The sequence below is a fragment of the Streptomyces silvisoli genome (assembly GCF_029269905.1).
Lineage (GTDB): Bacteria > Actinomycetota > Actinomycetes > Streptomycetales > Streptomycetaceae > Streptantibioticus_A > Streptantibioticus_A silvisoli_A.
Genome location: NZ_JARJBC010000001.1, coordinates 620,257 through 638,440, shown reverse-complemented (window position 1 = coordinate 638,440; position 18,184 = coordinate 620,257). Strand labels below are relative to the sequence as shown.

Annotated in this window: 15 protein-coding genes and 4 pseudogenes; 8 read left to right on the top strand and 11 right to left on the bottom strand. The window is 68.2% G+C overall.

Features of this window, described 5'->3' with window-relative positions; translation table 11 throughout:
- Positions 1-466: 466 nt before the first annotated feature.
- The 6 genes and pseudogenes from P3G67_RS35960 to P3G67_RS02945 form a co-directional block, all read right to left on the bottom strand.
- A pseudogene (locus P3G67_RS35960) lies at positions 467-982 on the bottom strand (alpha/beta hydrolase fold domain-containing protein); the annotation flags it as partial.
- Between the two features lie 25 nt (positions 983-1,007).
- Positions 1,008-1,175: pseudogene (locus P3G67_RS35955) on the bottom strand (alpha/beta hydrolase fold domain-containing protein); the annotation flags it as partial.
- 277 nt (positions 1,176-1,452) lie between these two features.
- A pseudogene (locus tag P3G67_RS02960) lies at positions 1,453-1,632 on the bottom strand (SDR family oxidoreductase); the annotation flags it as partial.
- A gap of 228 nt (positions 1,633-1,860) precedes the next feature.
- Complete coding sequence (locus tag P3G67_RS02955) at positions 1,861-2,229, bottom strand: YciI family protein (protein ID WP_276092034.1); 369 nt, start codon at positions 2,227-2,229, stop codon at positions 1,861-1,863.
- A gap of 476 nt (positions 2,230-2,705) precedes the next feature.
- The gene (locus P3G67_RS02950; protein ID WP_276092033.1) at positions 2,706-4,652 is read right to left on the bottom strand and encodes a collagenase; all 1,947 of its coding nucleotides are present in this window, start codon (positions 4,650-4,652) and stop codon (positions 2,706-2,708) included.
- Between the two features lie 173 nt (positions 4,653-4,825).
- The gene (locus P3G67_RS02945; RefSeq protein WP_276092032.1) at positions 4,826-5,785 is read right to left on the bottom strand and encodes a LysR family transcriptional regulator; all 960 of its coding nucleotides are present in this window, start codon (positions 5,783-5,785) and stop codon (positions 4,826-4,828) included.
- Positions 5,786-6,635: 850 nt separating this feature from the next.
- Here P3G67_RS02945 and helR point away from each other — a divergent pair.
- Positions 6,636-8,783, top strand: coding sequence for an RNA polymerase recycling motor ATPase HelR (helR, locus tag P3G67_RS02940; protein WP_276092031.1), 2,148 nt, complete (start codon positions 6,636-6,638; stop codon positions 8,781-8,783).
- Positions 8,784-8,972: 189 nt separating this feature from the next.
- Here the strand turns inward: helR and P3G67_RS02935 are convergent, their stop codons facing one another.
- On the bottom strand, positions 8,973-10,034 hold the full coding sequence (locus tag P3G67_RS02935; protein ID WP_276092030.1) for a hypothetical protein: 1,062 nt from the start codon (positions 10,032-10,034) through the stop codon (positions 8,973-8,975).
- Positions 10,035-10,340: 306 nt separating this feature from the next.
- Between P3G67_RS02935 and P3G67_RS02930 the strand changes: the two genes are divergently transcribed.
- The 4 genes from P3G67_RS02930 to P3G67_RS02915 all read left to right on the top strand — a co-directional run bounded on the left by P3G67_RS02930 (position 10,341) and on the right by P3G67_RS02915 (position 13,141).
- Positions 10,341-11,864 carry an FAD-dependent monooxygenase gene (locus P3G67_RS02930; protein ID WP_276092029.1) on the top strand — a complete coding sequence of 508 codons (1,524 nt, stop codon included), beginning with the start codon at positions 10,341-10,343 and terminating at the stop codon, positions 11,862-11,864.
- Positions 11,864-12,157 (top strand): hypothetical protein, encoded by a 294-nt coding sequence (locus tag P3G67_RS35950; protein ID WP_391858169.1) that lies wholly within the window; start codon positions 11,864-11,866, stop codon positions 12,155-12,157. The genes P3G67_RS02930 and P3G67_RS35950 overlap by 1 nt, the downstream gene beginning before the upstream one ends.
- A gap of 38 nt (positions 12,158-12,195) precedes the next feature.
- Positions 12,196-12,708, top strand: a complete 513-nt coding sequence (locus P3G67_RS02920; RefSeq protein WP_276092028.1) for a MarR family winged helix-turn-helix transcriptional regulator — start codon at positions 12,196-12,198, stop codon at positions 12,706-12,708.
- A 115-nt stretch (positions 12,709-12,823) separates the two neighbouring features.
- Complete coding sequence (locus P3G67_RS02915) at positions 12,824-13,141, top strand: hypothetical protein (protein WP_276092027.1); 318 nt, start codon at positions 12,824-12,826, stop codon at positions 13,139-13,141.
- Here P3G67_RS02915 and P3G67_RS02910 read toward each other — a convergent pair.
- Positions 13,128-13,328 (bottom strand): annotated as a pseudogene (locus tag P3G67_RS02910) (cytochrome P450); the annotation flags it as partial. The gene P3G67_RS02915 and the pseudogene P3G67_RS02910 overlap by 14 nt on opposite strands.
- A gap of 226 nt (positions 13,329-13,554) precedes the next feature.
- Complete coding sequence (locus P3G67_RS02905; RefSeq protein WP_276092026.1) at positions 13,555-14,394, bottom strand: helix-turn-helix transcriptional regulator; 840 nt, start codon at positions 14,392-14,394, stop codon at positions 13,555-13,557.
- A 102-nt stretch (positions 14,395-14,496) separates the two neighbouring features.
- Between P3G67_RS02905 and P3G67_RS02900 the strand changes: the two genes are divergently transcribed.
- Positions 14,497-15,204 (top strand): SDR family oxidoreductase, encoded by a 708-nt coding sequence (locus tag P3G67_RS02900; protein ID WP_276092025.1) that lies wholly within the window; start codon positions 14,497-14,499, stop codon positions 15,202-15,204.
- 160 nt (positions 15,205-15,364) lie between these two features.
- On the opposite strand, the gene P3G67_RS02895 is transcribed toward P3G67_RS02900, so the two are convergent.
- Both P3G67_RS02895 and P3G67_RS02890 read right to left on the bottom strand, forming a co-directional pair.
- Positions 15,365-15,583 carry a ferredoxin gene (locus P3G67_RS02895; RefSeq protein WP_276092024.1) on the bottom strand — a complete coding sequence of 73 codons (219 nt, stop codon included), beginning with the start codon at positions 15,581-15,583 and terminating at the stop codon, positions 15,365-15,367.
- A 4-nt stretch (positions 15,584-15,587) separates the two neighbouring features.
- Positions 15,588-16,760 carry a cytochrome P450 gene (locus P3G67_RS02890; protein ID WP_276092023.1) on the bottom strand — a complete coding sequence of 391 codons (1,173 nt, stop codon included), beginning with the start codon at positions 16,758-16,760 and terminating at the stop codon, positions 15,588-15,590.
- A gap of 766 nt (positions 16,761-17,526) precedes the next feature.
- Here P3G67_RS02890 and P3G67_RS02885 point away from each other — a divergent pair.
- Positions 17,527-17,868: a hypothetical protein gene (locus tag P3G67_RS02885; RefSeq protein WP_449343246.1), complete on the top strand. Its 342-nt coding sequence runs from the start codon at positions 17,527-17,529 to the stop codon at positions 17,866-17,868.
- 4 nt (positions 17,869-17,872) lie between these two features.
- Entirely contained in the window at positions 17,873-18,004 is a 132-nt protein-coding gene (locus P3G67_RS36310; RefSeq protein ID WP_449343245.1) for a hypothetical protein, read from the top strand.
- The last annotated feature ends 180 nt before the right edge of the window (positions 18,005-18,184 follow it).

Sequence of the window (18,184 nt, the reverse complement as noted above, 5' to 3'; positions counted from 1 at the left end):
CCCCCGCCATCTCGCTCCGACGCATCATCTGCGCTGGTCGTGGTGGCGACGCCTCAGCCAGACCCGAGCCCGCCGCAGCCACTACAAACGCCGAGGCCACACCCCATAACTGTGATTGCAGTACTAGTGTCCCGTCGACCCGCGGGACTGGGTTGAGTAGGCGGCCGCGCTTGCGGACTACGTAGCGCACGAAAGACCCGGTCAGGGCTCAGGTCCCGCCACGGCTTCCGCCAACTCAAAGGGCTCAAACAGACAGGCGTGCCGTTAGTTCGCCGCGGGAAACGTCCGTCGCCCTCAGCGACCCGCTTCGGCCGACGCCTGCTCGGCTTGCGCCGAGCGCCTCGACCGTCTCGTGCATCGCGTCGGCGATCGGCGGGTGCCTCTCCGTTGAATGCTGGTGGATCCGCGCCGCCCGCGGGCTGTCGTGGCCCGCACGCGCGATGATGTCTCGCAGGCTCGTGCCCGGTCACCCGTGCATGTGGCGCCGGAGAAAGTCGTGCCAGGTGTGCCCGAATGTGCGGGCGAGGGTCGACTTCGGGGCGAACCGGTCCCAGGCGTGGAACGCGCGGGCGTAGAGGTGCAGTTCGACCGGAACGCCGGCGGCGATCAGTCGCCGCGCGAAATCCATGTCCTCGTCGCGGAACACGTCGAACTGGGCGGCGGCGATGAAGGTGTCCGGTATGCCGGTGAGATCGGTGGCGCGTGCGGGCGCGGAGTACGGATCCAGAGCGGGATCGCCGACCCGGTCACCCAGCACCACGGCCCAGGCGAGCAGATTTTCCCGGCGGTCCCAGAGGCCGAGGTCGGTCACCTCGAAGCTCGCCGGCGTCTCGTTGCGGTCGTCCAGCATCGGGTAGCTCAGGGACAGGAAGCAGGGCCGCGCATCCTGGCGGTCTCGAAGCATGAGCGCGGTCGCCGCGGCGGGCGCTCCGCCCCCGCTGGCACCGGCGATGCCGATCCGGTGTGGATCGATCCGGTGCTCGCCTGCGTCTTTCGCAGAGTTGGGTGTATGCCAGGTAGCCGTCGTCGGCGGCGCCGGGAGCCGGGGTTTCCGGCGCGAGGCGGTAGTCGACGACGGCGAGGACGCAGTCGAGCGCCAGCGCCAGGGCGGTGTGGTATTCGACGTCGTCGTGGGCGGTGCCGAGGATCTGCCCGCCGGCGTGGAACCAGAGCATGGCCGGGCGGGTACGGTCGGCGTCGGCGGGGCGGAACAGGACGACGTCCAGCAGGGATCGGTCGTCTCTCGGAATGCGCAGGGTCTCGACCCTGACCCGAGGATCGTCCGGCATGTTCGTGGCGAGCGGGCTTACCGCGCGCAGCATTTCGCGCAGCGCCGGGATGTCGGACAGGTCCATCAGACTACCGTTCGCGGATCTGGGCATCGCCGCGAGCTCGGCCGCGAGTTCGGGGTCGAGCAAGGTGTCCTTCTTCGGTCTTCCTTTTCCACGAGGTTCAGAAGAGGGGAGGCTGGCCGCAGGCGGCGGTGATTCCCCCGTGGACGGGCAGGACGGTCCCGGTGATGAATCGGGCGTCGTCCGAGGCGAGGAACGTGACCGCGCCAGCGATGTCGGCCGGGGTGGAGTATCCGGCGAGCGCCCGGCGCTGGTTGAACCGGTCGATCAGTTCCTGGAATTGGGGGCTCGTTCGTCGTCGATCGTGAGGGCGGGGGCGAGGGCGTCGAGCTTGTCCTTCCGTCGCGCCGCGAGCACGACGTTCGCTCCTTCCGCGGCGTCACGGTCGCTGCATGCCGACCCCAGCAAGCACGGAGATGTGTGGCCGGTAAGCGCCAGGCCTGGTCCGCTGCTGTGCGATGACGAACGGACCAGGCCGTCGGCGACCGGCGGCCGGGATCGGGTGAGGTCAGTCCTGGGTCGGCAGGTCCTCGAATTCGACGACCTGCCGCACCTCGACCTCGATCTCATCGAACAGATCGGCATACTGCCGTGCGTACTCCACGGCCTGCGCCCGGTCCTCGGCGTTGACCAACGCGAAGCCGCCGATGACCTCCTTGGCCTCGGTGAAAGGCCCGTCCGTCGCGTTGATGGCGCCGCCCCGGGTCTTGCGCACCAGGACGCCCTTCTCCGACGGATGGACGCCTTCCGCCGTGATCAGGATGCCCTTCTCGATCCAGTCCTGGATGAACGCGCCCATCTTCTCGATGAACTCCTGGCTGGGGTTCCACGCCTCCGGGGCACGCTCGTCAAGCCTGTGCATCATCAAAAACCGCATTACCGCTCCTTGATCTCCGTTGTCACGGGCTGGGGTCCGGCCGGTCCCGGACACCATGACCAGCCCGTCACACCTACGCGTCGAACGACGGCACCCGGATTCGACACGTCCGCCGTGACGATTTCAGTCATGCCACGTACATACTGTCGGAGGCACCACCGCGGGGTGCCGAAGCCGTGGCCCAGCCGGGAGACCACGTCGCCCTGGAAGACGGCGACCGTGCTGCTGGGCGGATGCAACGAGGCCCGCGGGCGGTCGTGTCACCGTCGACGCGGGCACGCGGACGTTCTTCACCCACCCGTTCCAAGACAGCAAGACAGCACAGCCGACGAACCGAAACGCCACGCGAGGCTCCCGGACAGACACGCTGTCCGGGAGCCTCGCGCAAGATCGCGGAGCTCAGTACCGGGAGTGCCAGGGCCGGGAGATCATGATGGCACTGCCGGGTTCGGTTGACGGATCGGTCGCAGTCACCGTCAGGCTCGGCCCGCCGCGCCGAAGGCCACGCTCCGGCCTCCGTGTACGGCGCAGGCACCAGCCGCGCACGCGTCCAGCCAGGTGTTGAAGTCGGCGTCGTAGCGGCTGCCGATCCCGGAGTTGTAGACGGCGTAGCCGCCGGCGTAGTCACCGACCCGGAACCTGGCGAGCATGTTCTGGATGTCCGCCGGATGTTTCTCGACCATGTACCGCACCGCCAGGTACCCCCACGGGTAGGTACGGGTCACGTCGCTGTTGTCATAGGTGTTCTGCCACAGCGTGCTCAACGCATAGGTGTGCTTGGCGGCTTCGGCGACCGCCTCGGTGTCGGTGACACCGCGGTAGCTGTAGGAGACGTACTCGGCCAGGCCCTCGATCCACCAGACGTCCGGAACGGTTATCTCCTGGCTGAAGTCGCCCTTCATGTCATAGCGACCGTCGAGGTAGTGGGTGTACTCGTGGTTCAGGTTCCAGATCCGCGCCACGAACCCGTCGTCGCTGCCCTTCTGGTAGGTGAGGGAGCGGGCCTGGTTGGCGGGATTGGTCGGGTCGCCGGTCAGGGTGATGCCGCCGTTGTTGGTGTCGACGCCGAATATCGCCCCGGCGTAGGTCTGGTAGTCGGTGCGACTGGCGAAGACGACGACCTGGATGGAGTCCTCGTGCTGGTTGGGGATCGGTCCGTTGTCCTTAACGAGACTGTGGAAGTACCCGTCCTGCTTCTGCAGACTGGCGCAGGTGGCGGCGAGTTCGCCGGGGGTCAGTGCCTGCGCCCGGATGGTGCGCGTGGCGTCGCAGGCGTGCGTGATGGGCAGGGCGGCCGCGGTGAGCTTGGCGGCCAGGTTGCAGGTGCTGTAGTAGGCGCAGTGGGCTTTGTCGTAGGAGTCGGCCATCTGGGCCACCGCGACCCACAGCGTTGCGGTCCGGCCGGTGATCTTCGAGGCCTTGAGCAGCCCTCTCATCAGCGGCCGTACCTTGGCCTGCAGTGCGGGGTGTTGCAGGAAGCGGCCCATCTCGGCGCCCGCGTTGGAGGTCAGCACGGAGTTGCCGGTGCCCAGCAGGCTGAGGTGTTTGCGCGCGAAGGCGTTGAGGGTGTCGATGATGCTCGGGTCGCGCGTCACCGCCTTGACGAAGGCGGGGTTCTGATGTCCTCGGAACAGCGGCGTGTAGACGTCGTTGACGGCGTTCACCATGAAGGAGAACTTGTTGTACGAGCTGTTGTAGCCGTTCAGGACACGCTTGTAGGTGCTGAGGTACCGGGCCTGCTCGTTGGCGCTGTCAGTGAGGATGATGGCCTCGCCGACGATCGCGCCGTTCGCGTCGCTGACGTCCTTGAAGTGTCGGCTGGCGACGAACGAGTCCAAGGCGCCCTCGACGGCGGTTGCCAGGGAGCGGCCGTAACTGCCAACGTCGCGGGAGTCGTTGTACTGGACGTAGTAGCCGGCACGCAGGAAGAGGACGAGTTGCTGCACGCTGGTCGAGTCATTGCCGGGATACTTCGCCGAGGCACTTCGGAGGGCCTTGGCCACGGTGACCATCTGGGCTTCGCGGAACGCGTTGTGCGCGTCCTTGCCGGTCACGCTGAACAGGGTGTTGACACAGTCGACGGCCGATGCCCTGACGAACGACACAAGCGCCGATCCGCTCCGGCTGCCGAAGGCAGCCGGAACGCAGGACGCCGAGGCGGCGGGTGTCACGGCTTGTGTGATCGCGCTGTGTGGGCGGAGTTGGGCGGCGGCGAGCGGCATGCGCTGCACATCGTCGCGGTCTGAGGCGGCGGTGGTCGCGCCGGTCGGCGGCAACGCTCGCACCGGGTTCCCGGAGCCGACGGCGGCCTTGACGCCGACTGTTGGACCAGGCACCGCCAGAGCCGGAGTGGCCACCATGCCGACGACCGTGGCGAACGCCGCCAAGCCGACGGACAGGGATCTGGGCAGGGGGGATCGCATCGCTACTCCCTCGTGAATTCAAGCACCCTGAGAGTTGATCAGGTACCTGACAGACTCTTGCACCCACCTGCGGGCGCGGACCATGGGCTGAGGGACAGCACATGCGACGGACACCCCACAACATCCGGGTCCCCCTCGCGTGCCCCACGACCGAGTGTGCGGAACCGTTTCCTCTACGAGCCAACCGCCCCGTAGGTCCGGGACATCCACGCCTGGAAGTGCGTCGACTGGGCGATGAGATCGCGGTAGGACTCGGTGGCGGAGCGAAAGAGCGTCTCCACGACCTCGTCGGCCAGACATTCGCGTCGCCAGGCCAGGAGATAGCGGCACCACAGCGGCGTGCTGGTCAGTGGTTTGACGAGAACTCCTGAGATGGGCCGGATGGTTGCCTGCACGATGGAGACGCCGAGACCGTTGGCGATCATGTTCTGGAACTGGACCTGGTCGCCGTAGAACTGGTGGATCGCCGCCGGGCTGAATCCCGCCGCGTGGCAGGCCTCGTAGAAGACGCCAGGCCAGCCGGCCCCGTCGTCGGGGGTCAGGAACCACGCGTCGTCGGCGAGTTCGGCCAGCGCGACCTCCATACGGTGCCTCACCCGATGGCGGGCGGGTACGGCGACGAACGACGGCTCGATCACGATCCCGCGATGCGCCAGGGCATCGGAATGCTGTAGTTCCCGGCCGGGATAGTCCACGCCGATCGCGGCGTCCAACTCGCCCTTCTCCAGCAGTTCCACCATCTCCGAGGAGGCGTAGACGCTGCTGATGGACAGTGCCAGATCCGGCAGGCGACTACGGATGCGTACCACCATCCCGGAAAGCACCGGCGAGTTGGTCGCTGCCAGGCGCAGGACCTGACGGGAATTCCCAGCGTGATCCGTCGTTCGGCGCCGGATGGCATCAGCACGGTCCAGGACGTCGCGCGCCTGGGCCAGAACCTCAACACCACACCGGGTCGGCTGCACTCCCGAGGCGTTGCGCTCGAACAGCGGCTCCCCGAAGTAGCGCTCGATCCGGCCGAGTTGGGCACTGATCGCCTGCTGCGAGTACCCCAGAATCCGCGCGGCCCGTCCCAGGCTGCCTGCGTCAGCGATCGCGCACAGGGCTCGCAAGTGTCTTAGTTCCAGGTCCATCCGCCCACCTCCACCTCATGTACCGCCCGGACAACCGCAACACCTCGCGACGTTGCCCCACCTGTGCATTGATACGCGGCCAAGCGAGGCTTCCACCAGCCTGCGGCCAGGAGGCCCCGCTCACCAGACGTCGCGGGGGACCCAGGCCTCGCCGGGCCGCCTCTGGCCAGTAGTCATCCCATCAGGCGCGGCGGGACCTACTCCCCGTCCCGCGGTGCGCCGAGAGGCGGGCGAAGACGCACGCCGAGGCCGTACACCCTGGTCGGGGAGGGCGGAATCTGGTAAGGCACGAAGTGCTGGTCCAGGTCGGCCCGGGGCAGCCGCAGGGCCAACGGCGACGTTCCCAGGTGGCCGGGGGTCGGGCGTGCCAGGGACCGCCAGTACGTGTGGCCCGCAGCGCAGCGGCCTTGCCAGCCGCGCCGCACCTGAACTGGGTGTCACGCCATGTGCCCGAAGGAGATGGCGCCGACGAGTTTCAGCCGTCGGGACCGTTGGGAGATCCATCTGGGCCGACGGGACCGCCGTAAGTGGCGCGTCGTCGCCTCGTGAAGGGCTTGTACGTCCACAGCGGGTGACACAGGCAACGCGGAGTACCCACTCCTTGCCACTCTCAACGTATAGCGCACTGGAGGGCTTGCGGCAAGGCCCGGGTCATGCCGCAGAATCGCTGACCCAGGCCAGAACCTGCAGAAATAGGGGATTCGCGAAGTGCGTGTGTTGTTGTCGGTTTATGGGTCGTGCGGTGACGTCGAGCCGGTGGTGGAACCCGCACTGCGGTTGCGGGCACTCGCCGCCGAGGTGCGGGTGTGTGCGTCGCCGGACTTCGCGGGCTCAGATCGGAGCTGATGGCATGAACCCCCTCACTACCAGCGCGTTCGACCTTCCCGACCACCTCTCCCCCAAGGCCGACCCGACGCTGATCGCCGACGACGAGCAGCACTTCGCGGCCATCGCGGAGAGCCTTGAGCAGACGATCGCCGAACTGTCCGACCTCCTCGATGCCGAGCTCAAGGCACCCGGCGGCATTGGCCGGCAGGCGATGGACCGGGACATGGAGATCCACCGGCTGACCGGCCGCCTGCGCGCCTTGCGTCGCTTCGGTCTGGACCTGTGCCTCGGACGCATCGTCAGCGCGGACAACCCCGAGCCCGTGTACATCGGACGACTTGGCCTCACCGACAGCGCGGGACGTCGGCTGCTGCTCGACTGGCGGTCCCCCGCGGCCGAGCCGTTCTTCGCAGCGACCCACGCCAACCCGATGGGTCTGGCAAGCCGCCGCAGGTATCGCTGGACCCGCGGCCGGATCAGCGACTACTGGGACGAAGTGTTCACCGCTGACGGGCTTGATGGGCACGCCGCGCTCGACGACCAGTCCGCCTTCATCGCCAGCCTGGGCAGCAACCGATCAACCCGGATGCGGGATGTGCTGGCCACCATCCAGGCCGACCAGGACGCCATCATCCGGGCGGGATCCCGCGGCGCTCTCGTCGTCGACGGCGGTCCGGGTACGGGGAAGACCGTCGTCGCTCTGCACCGCTCCGCCTACCTCCTCTACTCCGACCCTCGCCTCGATCACCGTCGGGGCGGCGTGCTGTTCGTCGGTCCGCACCAGCCCTACCTCGCCTACGTCGCCGACGTCCTCCCCAGCCTCGGAGAGGAGGGCGTGCGGACCTGCACCCTGCGGGACCTCGTCGCCGAGGGAGCCGGAGCAGCGATCGAGACCGACCCGAACGTGGCCCTGCTGAAGTCGTCCGCGAACATGGTGAAGGCGATCGAGACGGCCGTCAGGTTCTACGAAGAGCCGCCCACCGAGGGGATGACGGTCACGACCTACTGGTCCGACGTCTGGCTGAGCGCCGACGAGTGGGCCGTGGCGTTCGAAGCACCAGAACCAGGTACTCCGCACAACGAGGCGCGCGACCAGATCTGGGAGGAACTGCTCACGATCCTGATGGACAAGCACGACGGCGACGTCCCACCTGACCTGTTCCGGAGGTCGCTGCTGCACAACAGAGAGCTGATCAGGACCCTCAACCGCGCGTGGCCGCTGCTCGAAGCGGCTGACCTCGTCGGAGACCTGTGGTCGGTACCCGCCTACCTGCGGATGTGCGCTCCCTGGCTCAGCCCCGATGACGTTCGGAAGCTGCAGCGCGAGGACGCCCAGGCCTGGACGGTGTCGGACCTGCCGCTCCTGGACGCAGCCCGGCATCGGCTCGGCGACCCGGAGGCGTCACTGCGCAAGCGTCGGCACAACGCCTCTGTCGCCGCCCAACGCGAGCGCATGGCGCGCGTCATCGACGACCTGCTCGAGGCCGATGACGACGGGGAAGGCGCGGTGACGATGCTGCGCGGACAGGACCTACAGGAGAGCCTGGTCGACGAGACCGCACTGCCCGGCGCCAACTCAGAACCTCTTGCTGGCCCGTTCGCGCACATCGTCGTGGACGAGGCCCAGGAACTGACCGACGCAGAGTGGCAAATGCTGCTGCTCCGCTGCCCGTCCCGGAGCTTCACCATTGTCGGGGACCGCGCCCAGGCCAGGCACGGGTTCACGGAGTCGTGGCAGGAACGGCTCCAGCGGATCGGGCTCGACCGGATCAACGTGGCCTCCCTGAGCATCAACTACCGGACGCCGGAAGAGGTGATGGCGGAGGCCGAGCTGGTCATCCGAGCCGCGCTCCCGAACGCCAATGTGCCGACCTCCATCCGCAGCAGCGACGTCCCCGTAGTACACGGATCTGTTTCGGATCTGGACTCGATCCTCGACACCTGGCTCGTCGCGCATGCCGACGGGATCGCCTGCGTCATCGGCGATCCCACGTTCCGGGCGACGCCCCGCGTCCGGTCGCTGACCCCGGAGCTGTCGAAGGGGCTTGAGTTCGACCTGGTCGTCCTCGTCGATCCAGAAGCGTTCGGCAACGGTATCGAAGGCGCGGTCGACCGCTATGTCGCGATGACCCGGGCGACCCAGCAACTCGTCATCCTCACAAGCTCCTGACACCGGCCAAGGCACGTGATCGTCGGGTCCTGCCTCACGTCCACCCTGGAGCACCCGGGTGTGCGTTCTGACCTTGCCGGTGGGCGGTCGCACATTTGGCGGCCGTCCGCCAGCGCGCAACTCCCATGAGGGGCGGACGGGCCGCATCGGGGCTCCTGACCTGCAACGACAGGGCTCAACGCCTGGCTTCTAAACTCGGCCTGAGTTGCCGCACGCCCACTGTGCGGCCTGGACCGTTCCCTCCTGGATGGCCTGCTGGGGCAGTTGAAGGCCGAGTGCGTCTTCCAAAGCGTGGAAGTACAGTTCGAACTCGTCGGTCAGTTCGGGATGGTCCCGTTCGGCGCCGCGTATGGCCCGGTTGAGGAAGTCGAGCTGGCCGCCGCGGTAGTAGGGGGCGCAGCCCCGCTTGTACCAGATCAGTTCCAGTAGACCCCAGTCGTCGTCGATGCGGCGGCCGTCGCGCGTGTAGTCGAAGGTGTAGATGGCCTTCGCGGCGCAGGCGCTCAGCTGCACGGTCTCTGTGACTCCGAGTCGGGCGAGAGCCGTGCTGTCGGCCCGGGTGCCGGGTGGTGTCTCGTGGTACATCAGGAACGCCCACTCGCCTGCCTTCCCGAAGCAGAATGTCTCCCAGGCGATTTCGCCGCGGCTGGCGCCACCCGTGCTGCACAGGTCCGACAGACGTGTCCCGGTGGCGGTCTGTTCGGGGTCAGCTCCGTGGAGGAGGGCGATCTGTTCGGCGCTGACGCCCTCGCCGCGGAAGAAGGCGAGGTTGGAGTAGGGGGCCTGGTCGCGCCATGCGCCAGCGATCCAGGCAAGCCGTTCCAACGGGTCGCGTCCGCACGGCTGTGCTGCTTGCGTACGGTCCATGCCTCCGCCGCGGAATCTGCTTCCCCATGCGGGGTTGATCTGCTCCAGCATCTCGGCCTGCCGGGAGACGAGGTCGGTGGCCGGGCCGTGGCCCGGGGAGTGGACCACGATGTGCTTGGCCAGATTACGGACCGCTTCCTCGGCAGCGAAGTACAGCACCTGGTCGAGATCCTGGGTGGCGAGGATCTCCTGGTAGGGGCTGTGGTAGCCACGCACAGTGCCGTCTTCGTCCAGTACGAGGAAGAGGCCACCGACGTCGCCTGCGCGTTGCACGTACTGGTCCGGTGATGTACCGGTGGGCGCAAGCATGGCGTCGTCGAGCAGGTCAGAGCCCGCGGCTAGATGGTGCCAGGCCTGTTTGAGTCCGTGCTCCGTTATCTGCATGGGCGTCAGTATGCTGCCGGGCACTGACACGCCTGGTCCGCCCTGAACGCCCAGAGCCTCTTACGGACATCGCCGCCGGAGACAACCGCCGACGCCCAACTTTCGGCGGTTCCACCGCCGATGACATCCTCCGTGCCGCGCGGCCACGGCCGATCTCTTCACCCAGCCCGCGGGGGAAGCGGAGGGGTCCCCATCAGATAGGCGACCCACGCCAACCCAACTCCCCCGCGTCGCAACACCCTTGACCCAATGGCTCAACGTTAATTATCTTCACATTCACAGATATTCTTCGATGGGAGGGCGGAGATGGCAGCTGACGTCATCGTGGTCGGCGGCGGACCCGTGGGGTTGATGACCGCCGCGCTGTTGGACGCGGCCGAGGTCCGCGTCGAGGTGTACGAGCGCAACGCGGAACCCAGTGGGCAGTCCCGGGGAGCCACCATGCACCCGCGCACCCTGGAAGTGCTCACCATGCTGGACGCCGGTGAAGGCATGCGGATCAGCGACGTCCTCATGGCGCAGGGAAAGCGGGTCCGGCAGGCACACTTCGCCACCCTGCGGGCCACGCTCGACTACCAGGACCTGGACACGCCGTTTCCGTTCGTGCTGATGGTCCCCCAGTGGCGGACCGAGCGGGCACTCGCCGAGTACCTGCGCACCCGCGCCGTGCCCGTGCACTACGGCGCTGAAGTCACCGACGTCGAGCAGTCCGCGGACGAGGTGCGAATACGTGCCGGCCGGACGCGTCGCACGGCGCGGTACCTCGTGGGCGCGGACGGCGCACACAGCATGGTGCGTAAGGCCGCTGGCATCGACTTCGAGGGCACTGTCCCGACCATGGTCGGTTTCGTGGCCGATGTGCAGCTGGCCGAACCCGTGCCCGCCGCCCAGCACTTCTGGAACCACGAAGCCGGTCACGCCAGCGTCGTGCCCCTCACCGAGACCACGACGCGGGTCTTCGGGGTCGAGGTGGCAGACACCGGGCTGACCGCCGACCAGGTGCGGCGCAGGCAGACCGAGCCGCTCACACTGGACGAGCTGAGCAGGGCGCTGAAGGCGATCTGCGGCACCGACTTCGGGATGCACAGCCCGTCCTGGTTGTCCAAGGCGAACAACAGCAGCAGGCATGCCGCGTGTTATCGCAAGGGCCGGGTACTGCTCGCTGGCGACGCGGCGCATGTGCACCTGCCCGCCGGGGGCCAGGGCCTCAACGTGGGCCTCCAGGACGCCACCAACCTGGCCTGGAAACTGGCCGCCGAGGTCCACGGTTGGGCGCCGGAACGGTTGATCTCGGGAGAGGCGGACTACGACAGCGAGCGCCGCCCGGTCGCGGAACGGCTGGTCGCCAGCACTCTTGCGCAGGACGCGCTGATGCACAACTTCAGCAGTTCCGGCGAGGCGTTGCGTGACATGTTCTGCGGATTCATCGAGAGGCGCGGCGAGTTGGCCGCGGAGCTGTCCGGCTGGCTGTCGGGCCTGGCCGTCGGCTATCCGGGTCCGGAGGGAGCCCATCCGCTGGTGGGCACGAAGGCACCGGACCTGGCACTGTCCGCAGGCACGCTGCTGCGTGCCCTGCGCCCGGACCGGTTCCTGCTCCTCGACTTCACCGGTGATGCGAGCCACGCCGGCCTCGGGTCCGCGCGGGTCGAGGTGGTGAACGCGCAACGGCCGTCCGGTAGGAGCGACCCCGCCTGGGGCGCCGTACGCGCCGCCTTGATCCGGCCGGACGGGCACGTCGCGTACGCCACCGAGTCGGGCGCCGGGCTCGTCGACGCTGTCGCCGAGTGGACCGCGGCGGTCCACTGGCCCGTGTCGGCAAGGGAGTTGTGATGCCGGTCGCACTGCTCGCGCTGGCCATCGGCGCGTTCGGGATCGGCGCGACCGAGTTCGCCATGATGGGCGTGTTGCCCGCGGTCGCGCACGGCATGCATGTGTCCATTCCGCGGGCCGGGTACCTGATCACCGGGTACGCGCTCGGTGTCGTGGTCGGTGCCCCGCTGATCACAGCCCTGGCCGACGCCGGGCCTGTCGGCCTGACCGCGGCGGTGCTGGCCCTGGCTGGTCTCGGCCTCGCGCTGGTGTCCGGTCGGCTGGATCGCGCCCCCTCACCCGCCAGTACATGAACGTGAAGTTTCTTAACATTCATCGTTAGCATGGGAGGATGGCGATCCGTCCGGAGCAACAGGACTATGTGGACAGGCTGATCGAAGTCGTTTCCGATCAGCACGGTGTTGATGTGGTGCAGGCCAAGGCGCTTGCCTACCGGGTGCGCCGGCTGGCCCACCGGCTGGAGACCGAGATCAAACGCGAGCTCGCGCCACACGGCATCGAGCTGTGGGAGCTGGAGCTACTGGCCTGTCTGATCCGGACCAGACCGCACCACCGACTCAGCGCGGGGCAGCTGATGGCGCAACTGCAACTCACCTCGGGCGCGGTCACCAACCGGGTACGCAGGCTGGAGAGCAGCGGGTGGGTGACCAGGGACTTCGACCCGGACGATCGCCGCTCGGTGCTCGTCACCCTGACCCCGGCGGGCGAGAAGCGCGCACTGGATGTGTTCGCCGTCAAGACCGAGGCGGAGTACGCGCTGCTGTCGGCGCTGCCTGCGGCCGCCCAGCGCCGGCTCAACGACGATCTCCGCAGCGTACTGCTCTCCCTGGAGGGCCAGGTGTGATCCAGGATCCGGCCGGACCGACCAGGGGCATTCGGGGGTCGGGCCGTTTCTTCGGGATCGGCTGAGGCGTTGGTTCGGGCAACGGTAGTTGTAGCCGCTCGCGAAGGGCACAGTGATGCGTCTTTTCCCTCCCGTCGTCTTCGGTCTCAGCGGCCTGGCCCTCGCTATGGCCGTTCCCACGGGTGCGGCGGTCGCCGCCAACGGCACGTTCTCCTGGCTGGGGCCGCACAGCCAGGCGCACTTCCTCCAGAACCCGCCGGACAACAAGGGCTACGACATGGGCCAGGAAGCACGCGGCGCGCGAAACGGACTCCGGCAGCCGCTCGTCACCTACCCCCGAAAGCGTTGCAAGGGGACCCCGACACATCTGCGCCCCGGGCAGTCATCACCGTCCGGCGCGCACTTCTCCAGCGTCATCTTCAACCCGCGCTGAGCCCCTTCCGGCCCGAGGCCCGCGGACTCACCATCATGCGGATGTCGTCAGCCGCCCAGAGCACGAACCGTTCGATCGGGGTCACCTCGTGTCCTGGCGCGGGCCGGAACCGGAAGCGCTTTAGCAGTACGGCGAGGACCAGCTCGGCCTCGACCATGGCCAGGCCGGCGCCCTCGCAGCTGCGCGGGATGTTCATGGTTGCTCCTCTTCAGCTGCGACCGGCGGTGATCCAGGATGCCCCGCCTTCGTGGGAAACCACTCCAGTAGAGACCACACATCGGCGTCAATGACGCTGTTGAAGGCGTCAGCTGACTGGCCGTAGCCCGGATGTGCCGGGCGCTGCGGTCCGCACACGATGCCGTCGACCCCCGAGCCCTGGGCGTCAAGCCGCTACGGGGGCGTGGGTGGAGGCGCTATCCGACGGGTGACTGTGTGCCGAACACAGTGAGGAGGGCGAGGCGTTCGGCGTCTTCGGTGCCGGGTTCAGCCGTGTAGATCATGATGCGCAGGTCGCTGCCGGTGACGGTCAGCACGTCGCAGTCCAGCGTCAGGGGGCCGACGTGCGGATGGTCGATGGTCTTGTGCGCGGCCTCGTGACGGCCGACCGCGCCGGAATCCCACAGGCGGGCGAACCGGTCGCTGTTCGCGCGCAGTTCCGTGACCAGCTGCCGTAGTCGCTTGTCGGCCGGATACTGATCTGCGGCGGTGCGTAGATCCGCGACGAGCGCGGTCTCGAAGGCGCGTAGGGACTCGGGGGTGTGCCGGGCTCGGCTGCCCGGGCCGAGGAAGTGTCGCCACACCGCGTTGCGCTGGTTGCCGCGCCATCCGGAGGGGTCGCCCATCAGCGCCGCGTATGGCGGGTTGGCCACCAGCAGCGTCCAGGCCGCGTCGTAGACCGCGACGGGTGTTCCGGCCAGTCTGTCGAGCAGCCGTTGGACGCTCGGGGTGATGTGCGTGGGTACCGTGTCCGGGCCGGGCGGTGCCAGACCCGCCAGCCGGAACAGGTGTGCGCGCTCGGATTGCGACAGCCGCAGTGCCCTGGCCAGGGCCTCGACGACCTGCGCCGACGGGTTGGACGCGCGGCCTTGTTCAAGCCGCGTTACATAGTCGACGGAGATCCCGGCCAGCGAGGCGAGCTCCTCTCGGCGCAGCCCGGCCGCGCGCCGCTGCCGCCCAGCGGGCAGCCCGGCCGCTTCGGGCGAGGTCCGGTCGCGCCAGCGGCGCACCGCGTGACCGAATTCCGCTGTCGCCATGCCCACCAGTGTGCACCGCGGCCGGCCAGTCGTCCTGGTACCGGCAGTCCTAGGAAGACGGGACGCCTGGCTGACCACGTCGTCCGGGCGAAAGCTGAAGGCATGACGACAACACTGATCACCGGAGCAAACAAGGGACTGGGCTTCGAGACCGCCCGTCGCCTCCTCGCCGCAGGCCACACCGTGTACGTCGGCAGCCGGGACCTTGAACGCGGGCGCCGGGCCGCCGAGCAGCTGGGCGCGCGGATGGTGCTGATCGATGTCACCGACGACGCCTCCGTGGCTGCCGCGGTGAAGACCATCGAAGCCGACGGCGGGCTGGACGTGCTGGTCAACAACGCCGGCGTCGAAGGGCGGACGCGGGACGGAGGTGTGGTCGGCGCGGCGGAGGTGACCGCCGACATGATGCGGCAGACCTTCGAGACGAACGTCTTCGGCATGGTGCGCGTCACCCACGCGTTCCTGCCGCTGCTGCAGCGGTCCGCAGCCCCGGTCGTGGTCAACGTGAGTAGCGGCCTGGGGTCGCTGACCCGAGTCACCACCCCTGACACACCCACCTACGCGTACCCCGGGCTCGCCTATCCGGCGTCGAAGACCGCGGTGAACATGATCACCGTGCAGTATGCGAAGGCTTTTCCGAAGATGCGGATCAACGCGGTGGAACCCGGCTACACCGCGACCGACCTGAACCACCACACGGGTACGCAAACCGTCGAGCAGGGCGCCGAGATCATCGTCCGCATGGCGCAGGTGGGCCCCGACGGTCCGACGGGAGGCTACGTCGGCGCCGAGGGCCCGCTGCCCTGGTAAGCCCCGGGACGACACCTGGTCCGCGGCGGCTGAGCGCTCCAAACAGCCGATCCTGTCAACCGGAGCGCTCAGTCAGTCACGTCTCACTGCTGTCCCAGCAGGCCCACCGCCGACGCCGCGATGACGCAGGTGGCCGCCCGGCCGGATCGGGCGTGAAGTTCTACCGGCGCGGAACCTGGCAAAGGACCCAGCAGCCAATCCCGGACCCATCAGCCGGGAGTTGTGCCCCACCCGCGGCAGGGGCCGGGAACGCGGCCAGGGAAACCTCAGCGGAGACCGGCACCCGGCCGTCTTCGGGGTCCTGGTCGAAGACATCGGGGGCGGTCAGTGCGCACATTCCGGCGCCCACGCACCGCTCGCGGTCGATGCTGAGTTCCACCGGGCTACTCCTCGTCCCAGGTGACCGGGAGCCGGTGCACGCCGTAGATGTTCGAGTGGGTGCGCAGCGGGATCTCCGCGGGCGGGACGGCCAGACGCAGCGTCGGGAAGCGGTCAAGGAGTGCGGGAAAGGCAACGCGCATCTCCACACGGGCCAGTTGTTGGCCCAGGCACTGGTGAACGCCGTGTCCGAAGCCCACTTGGCCGGTGGCCTTGCGGCGTACATCGAGGACGTCCGGCTCGGGGAACCGCTGCGGGTCGCGGTTGGCCGCTTGGAGCGAGAGGGTGACGGTCTCGCCGGCCTTGATCGACTGGCCCGCGATCTCCACGTCCTCCAGCGCTGACCGCACCCCGGTGTGGGCGATGGTGAGGTAGCGCATCAACTCCTCCACGGCCTGGTCGGTAAGGCCCGGATCAGCGCGCAGGGCGGCGAGTTGTTCCGGGTTGGACAGCAGCGCGAAGGTGCCCAGCGCGAGCATGTTGGCGGTGGTGTCGAGGCCGGCGCCGAGCAGAAAGCTGCCGATGCCGGCCAGCTCGTCATCGTTGAGGTCGCTGCCGTGGGTCAGATCGCTGAGAAGGTCGTCGGTGGGCTCGGCGCGCTTGGCGAGGACCAGCGCGTGCAGGATCTCGTGGAACGCGCCTATCGCGGCGATCCGCTCGTCGTCAGTGGAGAGTTGGTTGGTCAGCGTCGTCGTATGACGTTGGAAGACCTCCCGGTCATCGGTCGGCACACCGAGGAGTTCGCAGATCATCAGCGCGGGGATGGGTTGGGCGTAGGCCTCGACCAGGTCCACCACTGGCCCCCGGCGTTCCATGGCGTCGAGGTGCTCGGCGACGATCTGCTCCACCCGCGCGGTGAGTGCGCGCATCCGGCGGACCGTGAACTTGCCGGTGAGCAGCCGCCGGTAGCGGGTGTGCTCGGGTGCGTCGATCCCGGTGAGATCTCCAAGCGGCGCTGGTGGCAGCTCACCGGTGGGCCCGTCGGGGAACGGGTAGTGCATGGTCTCGTAGCGCGAGCTGAACCGAGTGTCGGCCAGGACCGCGCGAACCGCCGAATGGCCCGTAGCCAACCAGCCCAGGTGCCCGTCGGGGTAGCGCATGCGGACGATCGGCTGGCTCTCGCGCAGTCGCGCCAGCTCGGTGGGCGGGTCGAAGGGACAGCCCGAGGGACGGGTCATCGGCAGTTGTACCGGCTCGGCGGGCGGAGCTGTGTGCCGGGCACTCTTCTCGGGACGTGGGCTTTCCCCCGCTTGAGTCGTGCCGACGGCTTGGGCAAGGGCCGGTGATTCCTGCTGCATGGTGTCCTCCAGATCCGATCCAGGTGATGTGCGGGAACGGTGATGCGACGTATCCGGGTGAAGCGGCTTGTGCGGTACGCCGGTTACCGCTTGACGCCACGGTTGAAAACCGCTGACGCCCACCGGTGGCCGAAGGACACCGCGCCCCCGACCTGGCCGATGTCGAACCGGCCCGACGCGACGGCCTCGGTGTCTTCCGTAACGCGGTCCCCACGGCTGTCGCCGCGGTAGGTCCTCAGAGGTTGGCGGCTGCCATCTCATCGACCTGGACACCAGGATGGCGCCAAACTAGCGCCAAATCAAGGCCACATGGGCGCCAAAATGGCGCCTGTCGTCTCATGGCGACACCAAGCTGCGGGGCACGCGGTCAGCAGACCCGTACCGCCCCGCGTCGGCGCACCTGCATCACAACAAGCAGCAGCGCGGCCAGAACCACGCGGGATCCGCATGAGGTGGCTTCCCAACGGCCGAGCCCCTGCCCTGACTGCACGGAGGCGACGAAAGCCCGCACCACGTCTCCGGGATGATCTGGGCACAGGAAGCATCAGCCCTTCCGGTGAACGCGACCGGCTGACTCTTTGAACGGCGCGTGCGATCGCTACGAGTGTGGTGTCCCCCTGTCACCCACTCGCCGAGGAGTCCTTCCGTGCCCCTTCCGACCTCGATCGACCACCGTGCCCGCGGCTACAGCCTGCAGCAGGCCTACTGGTTGGCGAAGGCATCCGACCTCGCCTACAAAGACGAGGCCACCATCGAGGAGCAGGCCCGGAGTTGGGGGTTCGACACCGTACGGCACCACCACACGCGGTTCACTCCACCGTTCCCGCTGGAGGACACCCAGGCGTACACGATGGCCAGCGACAGCATGATCGTCACGGCGTTCCGGGGTACCGAACCGGCGGAGATCCGTGACTGGCTCTCGGACGCCTCCACCCCGCCGTGGCCCGGTCCGGCGAAGACCGATCGACGCCGACGGCAAGCTTCGTGAGTCCATGTCGCTCTTCGGCGGCCTCGCCGACCGGGCCAAGGGGCTCACCGCCGATGCCTTCGCACCCGTGAGCGACGGCGTACGCGACCACTCGATCCACAGGTACATCGCTGCGATCGGGAAGAACATGAACTGAGCGGGCCGGCATGTGGTGCCGGGGCTGCGGCGCGAGGGCCACAAGGACAGGGCTGTGGGCAACGCGCTCGGTGGCCACGGCCCTTCGCTCAGCCGCGGTCCCGCGTGAGTGCCGGCCGCCTCACCAGTGGCCCCGAGCAGAGTTCGCCTGCTGCGAGCCGAAGCCAACGCCACTGGTAGC

Excerpts from the sequence above, each read along its gene's own strand:
- P3G67_RS02955 (WP_276092034.1), bottom strand. The coding sequence starts at position 2,229 with ATGCGGTTTTTGATGATGCACAGGCTTGACGAGCGTGCCCCGGAGGCG.
- P3G67_RS02950 (WP_276092033.1), bottom strand. The coding sequence starts at position 4,652 with ATGCGATCCCCCCTGCCCAGATCCCTGTCCGTCGGCTTGGCGGCGTTC.
- P3G67_RS02945 (WP_276092032.1), bottom strand. The coding sequence starts at position 5,785 with ATGGACCTGGAACTAAGACACTTGCGAGCCCTGTGCGCGATCGCTGAC.
- helR (WP_276092031.1), top strand. The coding sequence starts at position 6,636 with ATGAACCCCCTCACTACCAGCGCGTTCGACCTTCCCGACCACCTCTCC.
- P3G67_RS02935 (WP_276092030.1), bottom strand. The coding sequence starts at position 10,034 with ATGCAGATAACGGAGCACGGACTCAAACAGGCCTGGCACCATCTAGCC.
- P3G67_RS02930 (WP_276092029.1), top strand. The coding sequence starts at position 10,341 with ATGGCAGCTGACGTCATCGTGGTCGGCGGCGGACCCGTGGGGTTGATG.
- P3G67_RS35950 (WP_391858169.1), top strand. The coding sequence starts at position 11,864 with ATGCCGGTCGCACTGCTCGCGCTGGCCATCGGCGCGTTCGGGATCGGC.
- P3G67_RS02920 (WP_276092028.1), top strand. The coding sequence starts at position 12,196 with ATGGCGATCCGTCCGGAGCAACAGGACTATGTGGACAGGCTGATCGAA.
- P3G67_RS02915 (WP_276092027.1), top strand. The coding sequence starts at position 12,824 with ATGCGTCTTTTCCCTCCCGTCGTCTTCGGTCTCAGCGGCCTGGCCCTC.
- P3G67_RS02905 (WP_276092026.1), bottom strand. The coding sequence starts at position 14,394 with ATGGCGACAGCGGAATTCGGTCACGCGGTGCGCCGCTGGCGCGACCGG.
- P3G67_RS02900 (WP_276092025.1), top strand. The coding sequence starts at position 14,497 with ATGACGACAACACTGATCACCGGAGCAAACAAGGGACTGGGCTTCGAG.
- P3G67_RS02890 (WP_276092023.1), bottom strand. The coding sequence starts at position 16,760 with ATGACCCGTCCCTCGGGCTGTCCCTTCGACCCGCCCACCGAGCTGGCG.
- P3G67_RS36310 (WP_449343245.1), top strand. The coding sequence starts at position 17,873 with ATGTCGCTCTTCGGCGGCCTCGCCGACCGGGCCAAGGGGCTCACCGCC.